The organism is Streptomyces sp. NPDC037410 (assembly GCF_055602235.1).
On the sequence record NZ_JBVJWR010000008.1, the window covers coordinates 203,033 to 220,959 of the forward strand.

Consider the following 17,927-nt stretch of genomic DNA (forward strand, 5'->3'; position numbering starts at 1 on the left):
GGAGCCGCTCAGAACATCAGGTCGTAGACGTTCCAGCCGCCGCCGACGAGGCTGCGGGTGGGGCCGGGAACCGCGGTGCCCCAGTACTCCCCGGGCTTGAGCAGGCGCACGCCCTGGTAGAGCCAGAGCCTGCCAGAGGCGTCGCGGGCGACCAGGTCGGGATTCTCGTCACGTCCGAGTTCCGCCACACCGGCGAAGGCGGTGTAGACGTTCCAGCCGCCACCCACGCGCAGCCTCGGCTCGAAGGGCGCACAGGGGGCGCAGCCCTGGCGTTCGTACTTCCACAGCACGCCCTCCTTGTCCCGGCTCAGAATCCCGTCGTACCCGCCCGACTTGGTGAGGGCGTCGTACGTGTTCCAGCCGCCGCCGACGCGCTTGCGCGGCGCGAACGGCCAGCTGTCGCCGTAGTAGCCGTAGTAGTTCCGCTCGTAGACCCACAGCACGCCGTCCCTGTCCCGGGCGACCAGACCGCCTTCGCCGTCGCCGACGATGGCGGTGTAGGCGTTCCAGCCGCCGCCGACCCGCTCGCGCGGTGCGAACGGGGCTGCGGGGTTGCCCGTCTCCTCGTAGTACCAGAGGACACCCGCCTTGTCGCGGGCCACCAGGTCGCCGCGTCCCGCCGCCGTGGGGCTCCTCAGCGGGGTGACGGCGGTGTAGGCGTTCCAGCCGCCGCCGACGCGCTTGCGCGCGGCGAACGGCCGGGTGACGTCGCCCGTGCCCTCGTACCGCCACAGCACGCCGTACTTGTCCCGGGCGTGCAGCGCACCGCGCTGGCTCGGAGGGGGCGTCCCGGGGACGAAGTCGAGGCCGACCGTCCCCTCGGCCACCACCGCGCCCGTGCTGTCCTTCAGTTCGACGCGGGCGTCCGGACGGCCCAGGACCAACGCGGTCCGGTCCGCGTCCATGGTGACGGCGTAGGCGAGGGTGCGCGCGGCCGTCACGGTCGGAAGGGCGAGGGACGGCGGAGGCTTCTCCTCGCCGGCGCGCACATAGGGCATGTCCCACAGACACGCCCCGTACGCCACGCCGTTGACCGAGCAGGTGGAACGGATCACGTTCTCGCTCACCGGCGAGCTGCCCGCACTCGCGACCAGCACGTCGGGCAGGCGCAGGACCGCGGTCACCGGCCCCCGCACGCCCGTCGGCAGCGACGCCGTGAACCGCAGCGTCACCGCCCCTTCCTCGCCCGCCGTGACGGTCAGCCGGCCGCCCTCCTGGACGACCGTCCCGATCTCGGCGGCCGTCCCGGCGACCGCCGCCGTCGCGGGCGCGGCGAAGGCCGCCGCTCCCCCGAACGTCACCGGCGCCAGGGCGGCGACCAACGCCGCCGCGACCACGGCCGTGCGCACTCGTGCCACGGAGTCCTCCAAGTCCTCGGATGCTGTTCACCCGTTCGACTCGCTGACGCCGTGAAGGGTTGTACTAGACCCAGGTGTCGAGCCACATCCGGTTCCGCCACTGGTCCATCGGAATGGGAGTCCCGGTGTACAGGGGCCAGAAGTAGATGAAATTCCAGACGATGAGCAGGACGAGACATCCCGCCGCCACCGCGCCGAATGTCCGGCGCCTTTCCGATGAACCGCGGGGGCCGATGAGCGCGCCCAGCATCATGGCCACCGCCAGGCACAGGAAAGGCACGAAGACGACCGCGTAGAAAAGGAAGATGGTGCGTTCCTGGTAAAGGAACCAGGGGAGCCAGCCGGCCGCGATGCCGCAGGCGATCGCGCCCGCCCGCCAGTCGCGGCGGAAGGCCCAGCGCCACAGGACGTACAGGATCGCGAAGCAGGCGGCCCACCACAGGAGCGGGGTGCCGAGGGCCAGGACCTCCTGGGCGCACTTCTCGGTCGCGGTGGCCGGGCAGCCGTTGGTGCCGGGGGCGGGGGACTCGTAGAAGTACGAGACGGGGCGGCCGAGGACGATCCAGGACCAGGGGTTCGACTGGTAGGTGTGCGGCGAGGTCAGGCCGACGTGGAAGGTGTACACCTCGGACTCGTAGTGCCAGAGGCTGCGCAGCCAGTCGGGGAGCCAGCCCCAGGTGCCGCCGCCGACGGCCTTGTCGTGTTCCTCCGCCCAGTGCCGGAAGTAGCCCTTGTCGGAGGCCAGCCAGCCCGTCCAGGTCGCCAGGTACGTCGCGATCGCCACCGGCACCACCGACACGAACGCCGGGACCAGGTCCTTCTTGATCACCGAGAGGTACGGGTGGACGGCGCCGGCCGTGCGGCGGGCGCCGACGTCCCACAGGACGGTGAGGAGACCGAAGGCGACCATCACGTACAGGCCGTTCCACTTGGTCGCCGCCGCCAGGCCCAGGGACACGCCGGCCGCGATCCGCCACGGCCGCCAGCCCAGGCGCAGGGTCTCCGCGATGTCCGCGTCGGGGCGCAGGACCCCCTCCTCGTCCTCGGGGAGGGCGGCCGCGAGGCGTGCCCGCGTCCGGTCCCGGTCGAGGAGGAGGCAGCCGAAGGCGGCGACCACGAAGAACATCAGCACCTGGTCGAGCAGCGCGGTGCGGCTCATCACGAAGTGGAGTCCGTCGACGGCCAGGAGCAGGCCCGCCAGACAGCCCAGGAACGTAGAGCGGAACAGGCGGCGGCCGATGCGGCACAGCATCAGCACCGACAGCGTGCCGAGCAGCGCGACCATGAAGCGCCAGCCGAAGGGCTCGAAGCCGAAGAGCTTCTCGCCGACGCCGATCACCCATTTGCCCATCGGCGGGTGGACGACATAGCCCGGGTCGGTCGGGATCAGGACCGACCCGGGGTCGGTGAGGATCGTCTTGTCGATGTCCTTCGGCCAGGCCCCCTCGTACCCCTGGTTGATCAGGGCCCAGGCGTCCTTGGCGTAGTACGTCTCGTCGAATATCACCGCGTGCGGCTTGCCCAGGTTCCAGAACCGCAGCACGCCCGCGACCGCCGTGACCAGGAGCGGACCGCCCCAGGCGAGGAGCCGCGACAGCCGCTCGGCGGGTCCCGGCCCGATGCAGAGGAGCGACCACGTCCGCGCGGAGGGCCGGGTGTACGGGGGCACGAGCCGCTCCCGCAGCCCGATCTGGTCTCCGGCGGGCGGCGTGTAGCCGAAGCGCCGCAGCCTGAGCTGCCAGGAAGAGGACTCTGCCACGGGCGCCGCCACGGGGTGCTGGCCCTCCAGGGCCTCGGGTGCGGTACTGGTCACCGCGCCATCGTAGGGACTGCGCCTGTGCGCGTCGCCTGTCCGGGCTGGGAGGATGTCTCGTGTGACAGGAACGCTGGTACTCGCAGGGACCCCCATCGGTGACATCGCGGACGCGCCGCCCCGGCTCGCCACCGAACTGGAGAGCGCGGACATCGTGGCCGCCGAGGACACCCGGAGGCTGCGCGGCCTCACCCGGGCGCTCGGCATCCACACCACGGGCCGGGTCGTCTCCTACTTCGAGGGCAACGAGTCCGCCCGTACGCCCGAACTCGTCGAGGCGCTGGTCGGCGGCGCCCGGGTGCTCCTGGTGACCGACGCGGGCATGCCGTCCGTGTCGGACCCCGGCTACCGGCTCGTCGCCGCCGCCGTCGAGCAGGACATCAAGGTGACGGCCGTCCCCGGCCCGTCCGCCGTGCTCACCGCGCTCGCCCTCTCCGGTCTCCCCGTGGACCGCTTCTGCTTCGAGGGCTTCCTGCCGAGGAAGGCCGGCGATCGCCTCGGCCGTCTGCGCGAGGTCGCGGACGAGCGCAGGACCCTCGTCTACTTCGAGGCCCCGCACCGGCTCGACGACACCCTCGCCGCGATGGCCGAGGTCTTCGGCGGCGAGCGCCGGGCCGCCGTCTGCCGCGAGCTGACCAAGACGTACGAGGAGGTCAAGCGCGGCCCGCTGGCCGAGCTCGCCGCCTGGGCCGCCGAGGGCGTACGGGGCGAGATCACCGTCGTCGTCGAGGGCGCCCCGGAGACCGGCCCCGCCGAGCTCGACGCGGAGGAGCTGGTGCGCAGGGTGCGGGTGCGCGAGGAGGCGGGCGAGCGCCGCAAGGAGGCGATCGCCGCCGTCGCGGCGGAGGCGGGTCTTCCCAAGCGGGAGGTGTTCGATGCGGTGGTCGCGGCAAAGAATGCGGACGCGTCGGGCCCCGGAAACGGTAAAGGACTAATCTGAAAGGCAAAGCCGAACCCGGCGCCGGGACTGTTCCCAGGGCGCTTGGCAAGGGAACGCCAAAGAGCCTTCCATGGTTCGTCCCCCGCTGATGCGCTCCGGCCCGAAAAGGCGTCCACTGATCAGTGGAGAGGAGCTGGCATGAGCGAGATCACCGGCACCGGCATATCCGTCGCCCATGAGGCGTACGCCTTCGCCTGCATGCGCTGTGGATACGGCTGGGAGCAGGCGTACGACATCGAGCACCACGTCGACGCCGCCGGCCAGGAATACGTCGTCTACAAGGCCGGGGGAGAGCGGGTTCCGTCCCCGCTGTCCAGCCCCACCTGCATGAACTGCGGCGGGCACGTCGTCCGGATCATGCGCGCGGGGCAGATATCGTCGGTGGTCGACATGATCGCCGTGACCGAGGGGCACCATCGGGGGGCGCGGGCGACGAGGCCGATCTCCACGACGGGGCCCATCGGTCAGGAGCTGACCGAGGACGTTCCCGAGGAGCCGCCGGTGCCGTCTGAGCCGCCCGTGCCGCACCACTGGCGCCTGTCGGACCTCCTGCACCCGTTCCGGCGTCACCAGTAGTCCACGCGCCGGCACTCATGGTCCTCGTACGATCGGGGCCATGAGTGCCAAGGACGCCCCGCCGCCGCTGCCCGAACCCCTCCTCGTGGAGGTCGCGGACTCGCACACCCACATGGACCTGCAGTCCGGGACCGTCGAGGAGGCCCTCGTCAAGGCCGCCGCCGTCGGCGTGACCACGGTCGTCCAGGTCGGCTGCGACGTGAAGGGCTCGCAGTGGGCCGCCGAGACGGCCGCCGCCCACGAGAACGTGCACGCCGCCGTGGCGCTGCATCCCAACGAGGCTCCGCGGATCGTCCTCGGTGACCCCGACGGCTGGTCCCGGCAGGGCGCCCGCCAGGGCGGTGGCGACTCCGCCCTCGACGACGCCCTGAACGAGATCGACCGGCTCGCCGCCCTGCCGCACGTCCGCGGCGTCGGCGAGACCGGCCTCGACTTCTTCCGTACGGGCCCGGAGGGCATCGCCGCGCAGGAGCGTTCCTTCCGCGCCCACATCGAGATCGCCAAGCGCCACGGCAAGGCCCTCGTCATCCACGACCGCGAGGCCCACGCCGACGTGCTGCGCGTCCTCGACGAGGAGGGCGCCCCCGAGCGGACCGTCTTCCACTGCTACTCCGGCGACGCCGCCATGGCCGAGATCTGCGCCGCCAAGGGCTACTACATGTCCTTCGCCGGCAACGTCACCTTCAAGAACGCCCAGCCGCTGCGGGACGCCCTCGTGATCGCCCCCCTTGAGCTCGTCCTCGTCGAGACCGATGCCCCGTTCCTCACCCCCGCGCCCTTCCGGGGCCGCCCGAACGCCCCGTACCTGATCCCGGTCACCGTCCGGGCCATGGCGGAGGTCCGGGGCATCGGGGAGAACGAGCTGGCCGGGGCGATCGCCGTGAACACGGCCCGCGCCTTCGATTACTGATCCATAACGGTTACGTCATGTAGTCGGGTCGATCGGCTGCGTGACCGGGGCCGGGGCTTAGGGTCCCGGCCTCGTGAGCACTTCCCAGGGCAGTCACCGAGCCGGACGGCGGGCAGCGGGCGCGACCCTGCCCCTGCACGAGCAGCCGACGATGGCGGCGCCCCTCGCGCCGACGCCTGCCGTGCCCGGCACCGTCCCCGGCACCGTGCCCGGCCAGGGCTCCCGGGCCGGGGACCGCCGCGCCGCCCGCCGCCGCAAGGCCTCCACCGGCCCCGGGGCCGCCGCCGAAGGGCTCCGCAAGCTCGTCCCGCAAGCCCTCGTCGTCGCCTTCCTGGCCGGCGGCACCAGCGCCTTCGTCGCCGACGACAAGGCCGTCGAGCTCACCGTCGACGGTGTCCCGCGCACCCTCCACACCTTCGCCGACGACGTGCGCGAGCTCCTCGCCGACGAGGGCGTCGCCGTCGGCGAGCACGACATCGTCGCCCCCGGCCCCACCGAGGCCCTCGCCAGCGGCGACGAGATCGTCGTCCGGTACGGGCGGCCGGTCTCCCTCACCGTCGACGGGCAGCGCCACCAGATCTGGACCACCGCCGAGACCGTCGAGGGCGCCCTGCGCCAGCTCGGGGTCCGCGCGGAGGGCGCCTACCTGTCGGCCTCCCGCGGCGCCGCGATCTCCCGCCAGGGCCTCTCGCTCGACGTCCGCACCGAGCGGGCCGTCACCTTCCTCGCCGACGGACGCGAGCGGACCGTCCGCACGAACGCCGCCACCGTCCGCGAGGCCCTCGCCGAGGCCGGGATCACGCTCTCCGGGCAGGACACCACCTCCGTCCCGGCCGGCTCCTTCCCCCGCGACGGCCAGACCGTGAACGTCCTGCGGATCACCGGCTCCCGGCAGGTGCGGGAGGAGTCCGTCCCGTACGCCGTCGAGCAGGTCCGCGACCCCGCGCTCTTCGCCGGCACCGAGGTCGTCGAACGGCAGGGCGTCCCGGGCGTCCGCCGCGTCACGTACAGCCTGCGCACGGTCAACGGCGTCAGCCAGCGGCCCCGCAGGACCGGCGAGGAGATCGTCCGCGAACCCGTCAGCCGCAAGGTGCGCATCGGCACCCGGCCGCTGCCCGCCTCCGTCGGCGGCGCCGACGGCCTCGACTGGGGCGCGCTCGCCGCCTGCGAGTCCGGCGGCCGCCCGAACGCGGTCGACCCCTCGGGGACGTACGGCGGGCTCTACCAGTTCGACCCCGGCACCTGGCACGCCCTCGGCGGCAGCGGCACCGCCCAGAACGCGCCCGCCGCCGAGCAGACCTTCCGCGCGAAGAAGCTGTACGTGCAGCGGGGCGCGAGCCCGTGGCCCCACTGCGGGCGCCGGCTCACGCACGGGTAGCGGGGCGGGGGAGACGCCCGCCCGTACCGGTGAGCCGTGGGGGTCGGGTGCGCCGTGGGCCGGTGAGCCGTGGGGGTCGGGTGCGCCGTGGGCCGGTGAGCCGTAGGTCGGCCCCACCGGCGCCCCGTACGCTGTACCGGTGAGCACCACCACCGGCCCCGAAAGCCCCGACGCCCTCCTCGGCCCCGCCGACATCCGTGAGCTGGCCGCCGCCCTCGGCGTGCGCCCCACGAAGCAGAAGGGCCAGAACTTCGTCATCGACGCCAACACCGTCCGGCGGATCGTCCGCACGGCCGAGGTCCGGCCCGAGGACGTCGTCGTGGAGGTGGGTCCCGGACTCGGCTCCCTCACCCTGGCCCTCCTGGAGGCCGCCGACCGCGTGACGGCCGTCGAGATCGACGACATCCTCGCCGCCGCCCTCCCGGCCACCATCGCCGCCCGCATGCCGCAGAAGAAGGACCGCTTCGCGCTCGTCCACTCCGACGCGATGCACGTCGAGGAGCTGCCCGGCCCGGCGCCGACCGCGCTCGTCGCGAACCTGCCGTACAACGTGGCCGTGCCCGTCCTGCTGCACATGCTGGAGCGGTTCCCGACCATCGAGCGGACCCTCGTCATGGTCCAGTCCGAGGTCGCCGACCGGCTCGCCGCGAAGCCGGGGAACAAGGTGTACGGGGTCCCCTCCGTCAAGGCCAACTGGTACGCGGAGGTCAAGCGCGCCGGGGCCATCGGCCGCAACGTCTTCTGGCCCGCGCCGAACGTCGACTCCGGCCTCGTCTCCCTCGTCCGCCGCACCGAGCCGGTCGCCACCAGCGCGAGCCGGCAGGAGGTCTTCGCGGTCGTCGACGCGGCCTTCGCCCAGCGCCGCAAGACGCTGCGCGCGGCCCTCGCCGGCTGGGCGGGCTCGCCCGCGGCGGCCGAGGAGGCCCTGGTGAAGGCCGGGATCTCGCCGCAGGCGCGGGGCGAGTCGCTGACGGTGGAGGAGTTCGCACGGATCGCGGAGAACAAGCCGGAGGCGCAGGCATGAGCGGCGATACGGAGTCCCAGGGCGCCCCGCAGGCCGTCACCGTACGCGTCCCCGCCAAGGTCAACGTGCAGCTCGCGGTCGGCGCCGCCCGCCCCGACGGCTTCCACGACCTGGCGAACGTCTTCCTCGCCGTCTCCCTCCACGACGAGGTGACCGCCACCCCCGCCGCCGAGCTCACGATCACCTGCGAGGGCCCGGACGCCGACAAGGTGCCGCTGGACCGCACCAACCTGGCCGCCCGCGCCGCCGAGCTGCTCGCCGCGCGGCACGGCATCTCGCCCGACGTGCACCTGCACATCACGAAGGACATCCCGGTCGCCGGCGGCATGGCCGGCGGCAGCGCGGACGGCGCGGGCGCGCTGCTCGCCTGCGACGCGCTCTGGGGCCTTGACTCCCCGCGCGAGCTGCTCCTGGAGATCTGCGCGGAACTCGGCTCCGACGTGCCGTTCAGCCTCGTCGGCGGGGCGGCGCTCGGCACCGGGCGCGGCGAGAAGCTGACGGAGCTGCCGGTCGGCGGCACCTTCCACTGGGTGTTCGCCGTCGCCGACGGCGGTCTGTCGACCCCGGCGGTGTACGGCGAGTTCGACCGCCTCGCCGAAGGCGTGGACGTCCCGGAGCCGGCCGCGTCCCCGGCCCTCCTGGAGGCCCTGGCGACCGGCGACACCACCGCCCTCGCCGCGACCCTCGCCAACGACCTCCAGGCCCCGGCGCTCTCCCTGCGCCCCTCGCTCGCCGCGACCCTGACGGCGGGCACGGAGGCGGGCGCCCTCGCGGCCCTGGTCTCCGGCTCGGGCCCGACGACGGCGTTCCTGGTGAAGGACGCGGAGACGGCGGCCGCGGTCGCCGCCGCCCTCACCGCCTCGGGCACCTGCCGCACGGCCCGCGTGGCGACGTCCCCGGCCCCGGGCGCGGTCGTCCTCTAGAGCTTGTTCCTGGAGATACGGGCGAGCAGCAGGTTCGGGTCCGGGTCCGTGGTGTCGAAGAAGGCCGCGCTGTTCACGTAGACCGTCTTGGCGCGGACCGCCACCGAGGTCGGGTTGTCGAGGCCGTCCGCCGCCGTGAGGACGGTCTTGTGGGTGCCGTCGGCGCGGACGAGTTCCAGTTCGTTCACCGTGTTCAGCGCGGCGAGGACCGTGTCGCCGTGGCCCGTGAAGGTGAAGTCGTCGATGCCGGTGAGTCCGATGGCCCTCGTCTCGATCGGGCCGGCGGTCCGGTCCGGGCCGAACGGGATGCGGAGCAGGGTGCCCTGGGCCGTGTTGGACACCCAGACGGCGTCGTCGTGGAGCTTGAGGCCGTTGGCGCCGAAGGGGAGCTGCGGGGTGGGCGCGAGGGCCGCTCCCGAGGCCCAGACCGTGGGCGTTCCGCCGGTCAGCGGAATGCTCCACACCTCGCCCCGGTTCGAGTCGGCGGCGTAGATCGTGTCGCAGTGCTCGTCGAGGGCGATGCCGTTGGGGAAGGCGTCGGCCGGCAGCTGGGCGATCTGCTCGGGTGTGCCGCCGCCGGGGGCGATCCGCCAGATGCCGGTCTCGGCGGTGCCGGTGGCGTAGGCGACGTAGAGGGTGCCGTCGTGGGTGCGGGCGATGCCGAGGGCGATTGCGGCGCCGAGGTTCGGGGTCTGCGGGTTCGCGACGTCGGGAAGCGTGGCGATGACCTTCCAGTGGCCCTGCTTGTTGACGCGGGCGACCTGGTGGGCGAAGGCGAAGGCGATGTCCGCGGAGCCGTCGGGTTCGAGGGCGATGTTCTCCGGGGTCTGCCCGTCTTCGAAGCTGAAGTGGGCGACGATGCGGGGATCGGACACGGTCGGGTCGGCGGCCGACGCGGGGCCTCCGGCGAGCAGGGTGAGGGCGGCGGTGGCCAGGGCGACGGCGGCCAGGCGCGGGTGTCTCGACGACATGGGCTTCTCCTCGTGGGGGGGGGTGCAGAGACCTGAGGAGAGGCTCTCGGGTGGCCGCACGGGGAGCACGGCAGCCGTGGCCGGGAGGTCGCCCGCGTGGCCGAGGGCTTGGGGCCGGTTGGCACTGCACGGAGCCCGGGCCAGCCCTTGCGTGGCGGCTTCGGCGGGGCTACAGCTCGTCGAACTCGGTGAGGTCGATGTCGATGGGGAAGGGCACGGCGAGCTCCAGCCGGTCCCGGTGGATGCCGGTGCAGGCGTATGCCTTGGTGACCGGGTCGCGCTTGTAGACGCGTATGACCGGGTGGGCGTCCTCGCCCTCCATCTCCACGAGCCAGAAGTGCTCGATCCCGGCCGCCGCGTACTTGTGCGGCTTGGTGTCAGGGTCCCGGGCCTCGGAGTCCGGCGAGACGACCTCGACGGCGAGCAGGACGTCGGTGACCGGGAACGAGGTCTGTGTGAGCCCTCCGACGGCCGCCTCGCGCACGACCACGACATCCGGCTCGGGGGCGTTGCTGCGGTCGATGACCACGGTCATACGGCTCGCGACTCTGAACTCCGACGGCACGCTTGCCAGGAGCCCGCTCTGGAGCAGCACGATCATCGTGCTGTGGAAGAGATTCTGCGGATTCCGGAAGACCAGGCTTCCATCGACCAACTCCGTATGCGGCGGGAGGTCGGGCAGGGTCTCCGGATCGTCTACCGTCCAGCCCCTGCCGGTGGGGACTGGCCGGTTGCGCGCCGCGACGGTCGGCGGGGGCATCGCCTCGGTGTCCGTGATTTCTCCCCGGGGCTCCGATTCGTCCACGTCATCACAAAGATTGACTGCTCCCCGTCCTGAAATCGGGGGACTCTCGGCTCAGGCTGCCCGGCGATCCTGCGGATCGTCAGGTCTTACGCCCTCGGCACCGCCCGGGTTCAGACCAGCCCGGATGAGCATGACGCGTGCGGAGTTCTTGTCCCTGGGGGACGAGGCTCCGCATGCGGTGCAGGTGTAGGTGCGCATTCCCAGCGGCAGGGCGTGCTTGGCTCTCGCTCCGCACTGCGCGCAGTCCATCGTGGTGTGCGCGGGGTGGACCAGGTGCACGGTACGACCGTGCTTGCGGCCCATCTCGATCAAGGTCTGCTTGGTGGCGCCGATGGCGGCGTCGGCGGCCTTCCTGGCCATGGTGGTCTTGGCCAGGAACTTCGGCCGGAAGTCCTCCACGGCGATGGCGTCATGGTCACGGACCACACGCTTGGCCCACTTGCGCGCCGTGTCCTCGCGCTGTCGTGTGATCTTCTTGCACAATCCGGCCCGCAGGCGCTTCGCATGGCGGTAGCCCTTGGAGGCAGCTCTGCCTCTGGCCGGTCGGCGGCGGGACATCATCCGGTCGTACCGGCTCAGCTTCGCGGCCGCCTTCCTGCCGTGCTGAGCATGGGGCAGGTCGTATGCGTCGGAGGTGGTGGTCGCGGTCTCCTTCACACCCCAGTCGATGCCGATCACCCGCCCGGTCGCGGGCAATGGTTCAGCTCGGACGGGAACGACGAACGATGCGTACCAGTGCCCGATGCTGTCGCGGAACACGCGCACGCTCGACGGGGCAGCCGGAAGGGTCCGCGACCAGACCACCGTCAGGACGACCCCGCCGGCCAGGTTAAGGCGGCCGTCCTTGAGTCGGAAGCCGCGTCGCGTGTAGTTCAGCGTGGGATCGCTTCCCCGCTTCCTCTTCCACCTCGGCATCCCCGCCCTCCGGCGCACCGGAACCTGCGCGCGGATGTCCTTCTGTGCCTTGGTCCGGGACTTACCGAAGTCCCGGACGATCTGCTGCTGAGGAACCGATGAACCCTCACGCAACCACGGGGTACGGGCGCGGGCCTCGGTCAGCATCCTGTCGAGCTGTGCTGGCCCGCAGGTCACCTTCGTGCCGGTGGCCGTGTTGAGTTCGTGGACACGCTTGGACTTGGCCACGCACTCGTTCCAGACCCAGCGGCAGCGGTCCCACTCCGCCAGTAGTGCGGCCAGTGCGGTGGATGACACGCGCAGTCGGAATGTGTACCGGGCGTGTCCGGTATCCGCCCTCACGGCCTGTGTCATGTCCCCTCCCCCAATGAGCCCCGCCCCGACTTTGTGAACCGTATATGCGACCATCGCATGCTCGTACCCGTTTCATTCCTGTATCGCCTGAATGAGCGATCGGGGGAGTATGTGTTCGAAGCAGGGGTGGCGCGTTGCTGCACCGCTGACGACCTGGTCCTGCGTCCTGGCGCCCCGGCCACGGCACCGGCCCACGTACCCTGGACGTCGATCGATCACCCCGTACAGGAGTCAACGTGGCCGTCAACCTGGTCAATGTCGAGAACGTCAGCAAGGTGTACGGCACCCGTGCCCTGCTCGACGGTGTCTCGCTCGGCGTCTCCGAAGGGGACCGGATCGGCGTCGTCGGACGCAACGGCGACGGCAAGACCACCCTGATCCGGATGCTCGCCAAGCTGGAGGAGGCCGACACCGGCCGCGTCACCCACAGCGGCGGGCTGCGCCTCGGGGTGCTCACCCAGCACGACTCCCTCGACCCGAAGGCCACCATCCGGCACGAGGTCATCGGCGTCATGGCCGACCACGAGTGGGCGGGCAGCGCCAAGATCCGCGACGTGCTCACCGGCCTCTTCGGCGGGCTCGACCTGCCCGGCTTCGAGAACGGGCTCGACACGATCATCGGCCCGCTATCCGGTGGCGAGCGGCGCCGCATCGCGCTCGCCAAGCTCCTCATCGACGACCAGGACCTGATCGTCCTCGACGAGCCCACCAACCACCTCGACGTCGAGGGCATCGCCTGGCTCGCCAAGCACCTCCAGGAGCGCCGCTCCGCGCTCGTCTGCGTCACCCACGACCGCTGGTTCCTCGACCAGGTCTGCACCCGCATGTGGGACGTGCAGCGCGGTGACGTGCACGAGTACGAGGGCGGCTACTCCGACTACGTCTTCGCCCGCGCCGAGCGCGAGCGGATCGCGGCCACGGAGGAGACCAAGCGGCAGAACCTGATGCGCAAGGAGCTGGCCTGGCTGCGGCGCGGCGCCCCCGCCCGTACCTCCAAGCCGCGCTACCGCATCGAGGCCGCCAACGAGCTGATCGCCGACGTGCCGCCGCCGCGCGACACCAGCGAGCTGATGAAGTTCGCCAACGCCCGCCTCGGCAAGACCGTCTTCGACCTGGAGGACGTGAGCATCACCGCCGGCCCGAAGGAGCTGCTCAAGCACCTCACCTGGCAGCTCGGCCCCGGCGACCGCATCGGCCTCGTCGGCGTCAACGGCGCGGGCAAGACCTCACTCCTGCGCGCGCTCGCCGAGGCGGCCGTCAGCCAGGGCGAGAAGCAGCCCGCCGCCGGCCGGATCGCCGTCGGCAAGACCGTCCGCCTCGCCTACCTCTCGCAGGACGTCACCGAACTCCCCGCCACGCTCCGCGTCCTGGAGGCCGTGCAGCAGATCCGCGACCGCGTCGACCTCGGCAAGGGCCGCGAGATGACGGCCGGCCAGCTCTGCGAGCAGTTCGGCTTCTCCAAGGAGAAGCAGTGGACTCCCGTCGGTGACCTGTCCGGTGGTGAGCGCCGCCGCCTCCAGCTGCTCCGCCTGCTGATGGACGAGCCGAACGTCCTCTTCCTCGACGAGCCCACCAACGACCTCGACATCGAGACCCTGACGCAGCTGGAGGACCTCCTCGACGGCTGGCCGGGCTCCATGGTGGTCATCTCCCACGACCGGTTCTTCATCGAGCGCACCACCGACCGGACGTTCGCGCTGCTCGGCGACAAGACCCTGCGGATGCTGCCGCGCGGCATCGACGAGTACCTGGAGCGCCGCCGGGTGATGATCGAGGCGTCGGTCCCGGCGCCCGCCGCCGCGCCCGCGCAGGCCAAGCCCGGTGTCTCCGCCGCCGACGCCCGCGCCGCCAAGAAGGAGCTGCAGAAGGTCGAGCGGCAGCTCGACAAGCTCTCCGACAAGGAGTCGAAGCTGCACACCCAGATCGCGGACAACGCCACCGATTTCGAGAAGGTGGCCAAGCTCGACGCGGAGCTCCGGGAACTCGCGGGGGAGCGCGAGGAATTGGAGATGCGCTGGCTGGAGCTGGCCGAGGACGCGTAGGCGTCCTTCGCGTCCGCGACGCATAACGAGGGCATCACAGGCCGGTCCTCCCTTGGGTACAAGGGGCGGACCGGTCGCTTTTGCGTCAGTGCGTGAGTGGTAGAAAGAAAACCCGTTCACGCCAAGGGGGAAACCGCAGATGACCCAGCCGCCCAGCAACCAGCCGCCGGGGGGCTTCGGAGCCCCCCAGGACCCGAACCAGGCCGCCGGCCAGGGCATGCCGCCCGTGCCGCCGGTCCCGCCGCAGGCTCCGCAGACGCCGCCTTCGCCGCAGACCCTGCCGGCGGCCGCGCCGGGCCCGTACGGGCAGGCGCCGCAGCCCGGTTACGGATACCCGCAGCAGCCGGGGCAGCAGCCGGGTCCGTACGGTCAGCCCGGCCCCTACGGCCAGCCGGGTCAGCCCGGCCCGTACGGCCAGCAGCAGCCCTACGGCTACCCGCAGCAGGCCCAGCCCGGCCCGTACGGCCAGCAGCCGGGCCCCTACGGCGGCTACCCCGCCCCGACCCCGCCGCCGGCCCCCGGTGGCGGCGGTCCGTTCAAGGGCAGGACCGGTCTCGTCGCGGGCATCGCCGCCGCGGCCGTCCTGGTCGCCGCCGTCACGACCTGGGCCGTCGTCGGCGGGGACGACGACAACGACCCGGTCGCGAAGCCCACCTCCACCGCGACCGCCACCGGCGCGCCCAAGCCCACCGGCTCGGTGGACCAGGGCGACGGCTCCGGCGACGGCGGCAAGGACGGCGACGAGGACCTCAACGCGGGCCGCCAGGCCGGCGAGGCGAAGGTCAACTGGCTGCTGAAGAACGACGTCGACCTGCCGCGCAACGGCTCCGACGTCTTCGGCCCGTGGATCGTCGGCGACACCGTCGTCAAGGCGATGTACAAGGGCGTCGACGGCTACGGCCTGAGCGACGGCAAGCCCAAGTGGCACGTCGACGTGCCGTTCGAGCTGTGCGCCGTCCCGCCGGAGCCCGCCGCCGACGGCACCATGGTCTTCGGCTACGCCGAGAGCGCCAAGGACGGCGCCAAGTGCACCAACCTGCAGAAGATCGACCTCAAGACCGGCCAGGCCGGCTGGAAGAGGGCCGTCCCGAAGGCCACGGGCCTCTTCGCCTTCGACGACAACACCCTGGCCATCAGCGGCAACACGGTCACCGCCGCCGGTTCCAGCAGCGCGTACGGCTTCTCGCTCGCCGACGGCCACCAGCTCTTCAAGGGCGCCGACACCGGCTGCAAGCCCTTCGCGTACGCGGGCGGCAGCAAGCTGATCGCCGCCATGAACTGCCCGTCGGGCAGCACGACCAAGAAGATCCAGGCGATCGGCCAGGTCGACCCCGGCACGGGCAAGCCGAAGTTCACCTTCCAGCTGGAGGCGAACTGGGAGGTCGACAAGGTCTACTCGGTCGACCCGCTGGTCGTCTCGGCCACCCAGCGCGAGCAGAAGAAGTGGACCATCTTCTCGCTCGACGCCAACGGCAAGCTGCGCTCGACGATCCAGGGCGGCAACGACAAGTTCGCGCCCTCGTGCGGCGGCAGCTTCGTCATCTTCGGCAAGAACCTCCAGGGCTGCACGGGTGTCGCGGCCGACGCGAACACCTTCTACATGTCCACCGAGACCGACTACGGCAAGACGAACGAGGTCATCGCCTACGACCTGAAGACCGGCAAGGCCAAGTGGCGTGCCAAGGCGCCCGAGGGGCGGAAGGTGACCCCGCTGGGCATGGAGGGCTCCGACGTCCTGCTGTACATGGCGACCACGTACGACAAGGGCGGTGCCGTCGCGACCCTCGCCCCGACCGGTGGCGCGCCGAAGATCCTGCTCCAGCACCCGGCCTCGACGTCCGAGATCGAGTCGAGCTTCTACAGCCCGGGTTACGCCTACGGCAGCGGCACCTTCGTGGTGGCGGCCGGGCGTGTGTCCGCGTCCAACGACAAGGAAGAGATGCAGGTCAAGACGATGATGGCCTTCAGCAAGTGAGGTACGCGGACCGATGACGCAGCCACCCCCGCCCCCGCCGAACCAGCCCCCTGACCCGAGGGGCGGCTTCGGCGGCCCGACGCCCCCGACGCCGCAGCAGCAGCCGGAGCCGGGCTACGGCTACCCGCAGCAGCCGCCGACCGCCCCCCAGCCCGAGCCGGGTTACGGCTACCCGCAGGCGCCGCAGCAGCCGTACGGCTACCCGGCTGCGCCCCAGCAGCCGCAGCAGCCCCAGCAGTACGGCTATCCGCAGCAGCCGGGCCAGCCCCCGTACGGCTACCCGGCCCAGCCGCAGCAGCCCTACGGCTACCCGCAGCAGACCGTCGCGGCTCCGGCCGTGTCCGGCGGCAAGAAGCTGTCGGCGCAGATGCAGATCGTCATCGCGGCGGTCGTCGCCGTCGTCCTGATCGTCGGCGTCGGCATCTGGTACGCCAACTCCGGTGACGGCGGCAACGAGGCCAAGGGCTCGGGCGGCACCTCGCAGGGCACCACCGGCGGTGGCGACACCGGCGGCAAGGGCCTGGGCGGCGGTGGGAAGGAGAAGCCGCCGGCCGACACCAAGGCGAAGGTGGCCTTCCTGGTCGGGGAGCCGAAGGTCTCGGACGTCACGGACGTCTCCGGTTCCTTCCTCACCGACAAGTCGTTCGTGAAGCCGGGCGTGAACTCGCTCGTCGCCTACGACCCGGACAAGGGCACCGTCCAGTGGACGCTGCCGCTGACCGGTCAGGTCTGCGGCACCTCGCGGCACGTCACCGCGGACAACAAGGCCCCGATCCTCTTCGAGGCCGCCAAGCGGGTCGCGCCGCGCTACTACCAGCCGTGCACCGAGGTCGGCCTCGTCGACCTGAACACCGGCAAGCTGCTGTGGTCGACCTCGGTCACCGGCGGTTCCGCGGGTGACGCGAAGGCCCGGTTCGGCGAGGTCACGCTCAGCGGGACGACCGTCGCGGCCGGCGGCACCGACGGCGGCGCCGCGTTCGACCTCGCCAACGGCAACCCGCGCTGGAAGCCGCAGGCCAACGACCAGAACTGCTACGACATGGGGTACGGCGGCGGCGAGGGCCTCGTCGCGGTCCGCAAGTGCGGTCAGTACGACAACCCGAACGTGCTGATCCAGAACCTCAACCCGATGACGGGCGCCCCGCTCTCGCAGTTCAAGATGCCGCCCGGCGTGAAGTACGCCTCGGTCGTCTCCACGAAGCCGCTGGTCGTCGCGACCGACATCGGCGACAGCTCCGGCGACGGCAGCGGCATCACGGACTTCTTCTCGATCGACGAGAAGACCGGGAAGCTGAAGGCGAAGATCACGGCGGACCCGGAGCAGTACGCGGCCCGCTGCCGCCCGACCGAGGTCGAGTCCTGCCAGCAGGCGCTCGTCGGCAACGGCCGGCTGTACCTGCCGACCGAGGAGCACGAGGGCAGCACCGGCGAGTACGGCGACGAGACGAACGAGATCATCGGCTTCGACCTGGTCACCGGGCGCACGGTGCCGGAGAAGGCCGACGCCGGCGACAAGTACACCTTCGTCCCGCTGCGGATGGACGGCGGCAACCTCATCGCCTACAAGGAGCCCCCGTACAACCAGGGCGGCCGGATCGTCTCGGTCGACGGCGGCACGATGAAGGAGACGCTCCTCCTGGAGAACCCGGCGAACAAGTCGCTGAACAACCCCGAGTCGAGCTTCAGCCTGAACGGCGCCGAACTCCTCTACCAGGACGGCCGGTTCTTCATCTCGGAGAACATGGTCAGCAAGCCGCGGGAGAACCCGGGGCCCAACGACATCAAGGAGTACCTGATCGCCGCCTGGTCCGTCGGGCACTGACGACGCGCTGACGACCCGCACGACCCCGTGGGCCCCTCCGGTGATCCGGAGGGGCCCACGCGCATGTCGGCGGCCGGGGCGGGGGAGCGTGTAGCTTGCCGGTTTCAGGCCGCCGGGGCGT

14 protein-coding genes are annotated in these 17,927 nt (G+C 71.7%); 9 read left to right on the top strand and 5 right to left on the bottom strand.

Annotated features, from left to right (window positions below):
• Window positions 1-8: 8 nt before the first annotated feature.
• Together ACZ7HT_RS15925 and ACZ7HT_RS15930 are read right to left on the bottom strand one after the other, a co-directional pair.
• The gene (locus ACZ7HT_RS15925) at window positions 9-1,358 is read right to left on the bottom strand and encodes a hypothetical protein (protein WP_471165395.1); all 1,350 of its coding nucleotides are present in this window, start codon (window positions 1,356-1,358) and stop codon (window positions 9-11) included.
• A gap of 64 nt (window positions 1,359-1,422) precedes the next feature.
• A complete protein-coding gene (locus ACZ7HT_RS15930; protein WP_471165398.1) occupies window positions 1,423-3,171 on the bottom strand; it encodes a dolichyl-phosphate-mannose--protein mannosyltransferase in 1,749 nt (582 codons plus the stop codon).
• 52 nt (window positions 3,172-3,223) lie between these two features.
• On the opposite strand from ACZ7HT_RS15930, the gene rsmI reads away from it, so the two are divergent.
• The 6 genes from rsmI to ACZ7HT_RS15960 all read left to right on the top strand — a co-directional run bounded on the left by rsmI (window position 3,224) and on the right by ACZ7HT_RS15960 (window position 8,922).
• Window positions 3,224-4,111 carry a 16S rRNA (cytidine(1402)-2'-O)-methyltransferase gene (gene rsmI / locus ACZ7HT_RS15935; RefSeq protein ID WP_471165401.1) on the top strand — a complete coding sequence of 296 codons (888 nt, stop codon included), beginning with the start codon at window positions 3,224-3,226 and terminating at the stop codon, window positions 4,109-4,111.
• A 138-nt stretch (window positions 4,112-4,249) separates the two neighbouring features.
• Window positions 4,250-4,687, top strand: a complete 438-nt coding sequence (locus ACZ7HT_RS15940) for a hypothetical protein (protein ID WP_471165404.1) — start codon at window positions 4,250-4,252, stop codon at window positions 4,685-4,687.
• Between the two features lie 40 nt (window positions 4,688-4,727).
• Window positions 4,728-5,597, top strand: a complete 870-nt coding sequence (locus ACZ7HT_RS15945; RefSeq protein WP_471165407.1) for a TatD family hydrolase — start codon at window positions 4,728-4,730, stop codon at window positions 5,595-5,597.
• Between the two features lie 73 nt (window positions 5,598-5,670).
• On the top strand, window positions 5,671-6,975 hold the full coding sequence (locus ACZ7HT_RS15950; protein ID WP_471165410.1) for a ubiquitin-like domain-containing protein: 1,305 nt from the start codon (window positions 5,671-5,673) through the stop codon (window positions 6,973-6,975).
• Window positions 6,976-7,114: 139 nt separating this feature from the next.
• Window positions 7,115-7,999: a 16S rRNA (adenine(1518)-N(6)/adenine(1519)-N(6))-dimethyltransferase RsmA gene (gene rsmA, locus ACZ7HT_RS15955; protein ID WP_471165413.1), complete on the top strand. Its 885-nt coding sequence runs from the start codon at window positions 7,115-7,117 to the stop codon at window positions 7,997-7,999.
• A complete protein-coding gene (locus ACZ7HT_RS15960; RefSeq protein WP_471165416.1) occupies window positions 7,996-8,922 on the top strand; it encodes a 4-(cytidine 5'-diphospho)-2-C-methyl-D-erythritol kinase in 927 nt (308 codons plus the stop codon). The genes rsmA and ACZ7HT_RS15960 overlap by 4 nt, the downstream gene beginning before the upstream one ends.
• Here the strand turns inward: ACZ7HT_RS15960 and ACZ7HT_RS15965 are convergent.
• The 3 genes from ACZ7HT_RS15965 to ACZ7HT_RS15975 form a co-directional block, all read right to left on the bottom strand.
• Entirely contained in the window at window positions 8,919-9,893 is a 975-nt protein-coding gene (locus tag ACZ7HT_RS15965) for an NHL repeat-containing protein (protein WP_471165418.1), read from the bottom strand. The two genes, ACZ7HT_RS15960 and ACZ7HT_RS15965, sit on opposite strands and share 4 nt — an antisense overlap.
• Window positions 9,894-10,062: 169 nt before the next feature.
• On the bottom strand, window positions 10,063-10,653 hold the full coding sequence (locus ACZ7HT_RS15970) for a Uma2 family endonuclease (protein WP_471165726.1): 591 nt from the start codon (window positions 10,651-10,653) through the stop codon (window positions 10,063-10,065).
• A 96-nt stretch (window positions 10,654-10,749) separates the two neighbouring features.
• Complete coding sequence (locus ACZ7HT_RS15975; protein ID WP_471165421.1) at window positions 10,750-11,967, bottom strand: RNA-guided endonuclease InsQ/TnpB family protein; 1,218 nt, start codon at window positions 11,965-11,967, stop codon at window positions 10,750-10,752.
• A gap of 236 nt (window positions 11,968-12,203) precedes the next feature.
• Between ACZ7HT_RS15975 and ACZ7HT_RS15980 the strand changes: the two genes are divergently transcribed.
• The 3 genes from ACZ7HT_RS15980 to ACZ7HT_RS15990 all read left to right on the top strand — a co-directional run bounded on the left by ACZ7HT_RS15980 (window position 12,204) and on the right by ACZ7HT_RS15990 (window position 17,806).
• Window positions 12,204-14,009 (top strand): ABC-F family ATP-binding cassette domain-containing protein, encoded by a 1,806-nt coding sequence (locus tag ACZ7HT_RS15980; protein WP_471165424.1) that lies wholly within the window; start codon window positions 12,204-12,206, stop codon window positions 14,007-14,009.
• Between the two features lie 139 nt (window positions 14,010-14,148).
• On the top strand, window positions 14,149-15,984 hold the full coding sequence (locus ACZ7HT_RS15985; RefSeq protein ID WP_471165426.1) for an outer membrane protein assembly factor BamB family protein: 1,836 nt from the start codon (window positions 14,149-14,151) through the stop codon (window positions 15,982-15,984).
• Between the two features lie 13 nt (window positions 15,985-15,997).
• Complete coding sequence (locus tag ACZ7HT_RS15990; protein WP_471165429.1) at window positions 15,998-17,806, top strand: outer membrane protein assembly factor BamB family protein; 1,809 nt, start codon at window positions 15,998-16,000, stop codon at window positions 17,804-17,806.
• Window positions 17,807-17,927 lie beyond the last annotated feature (121 nt).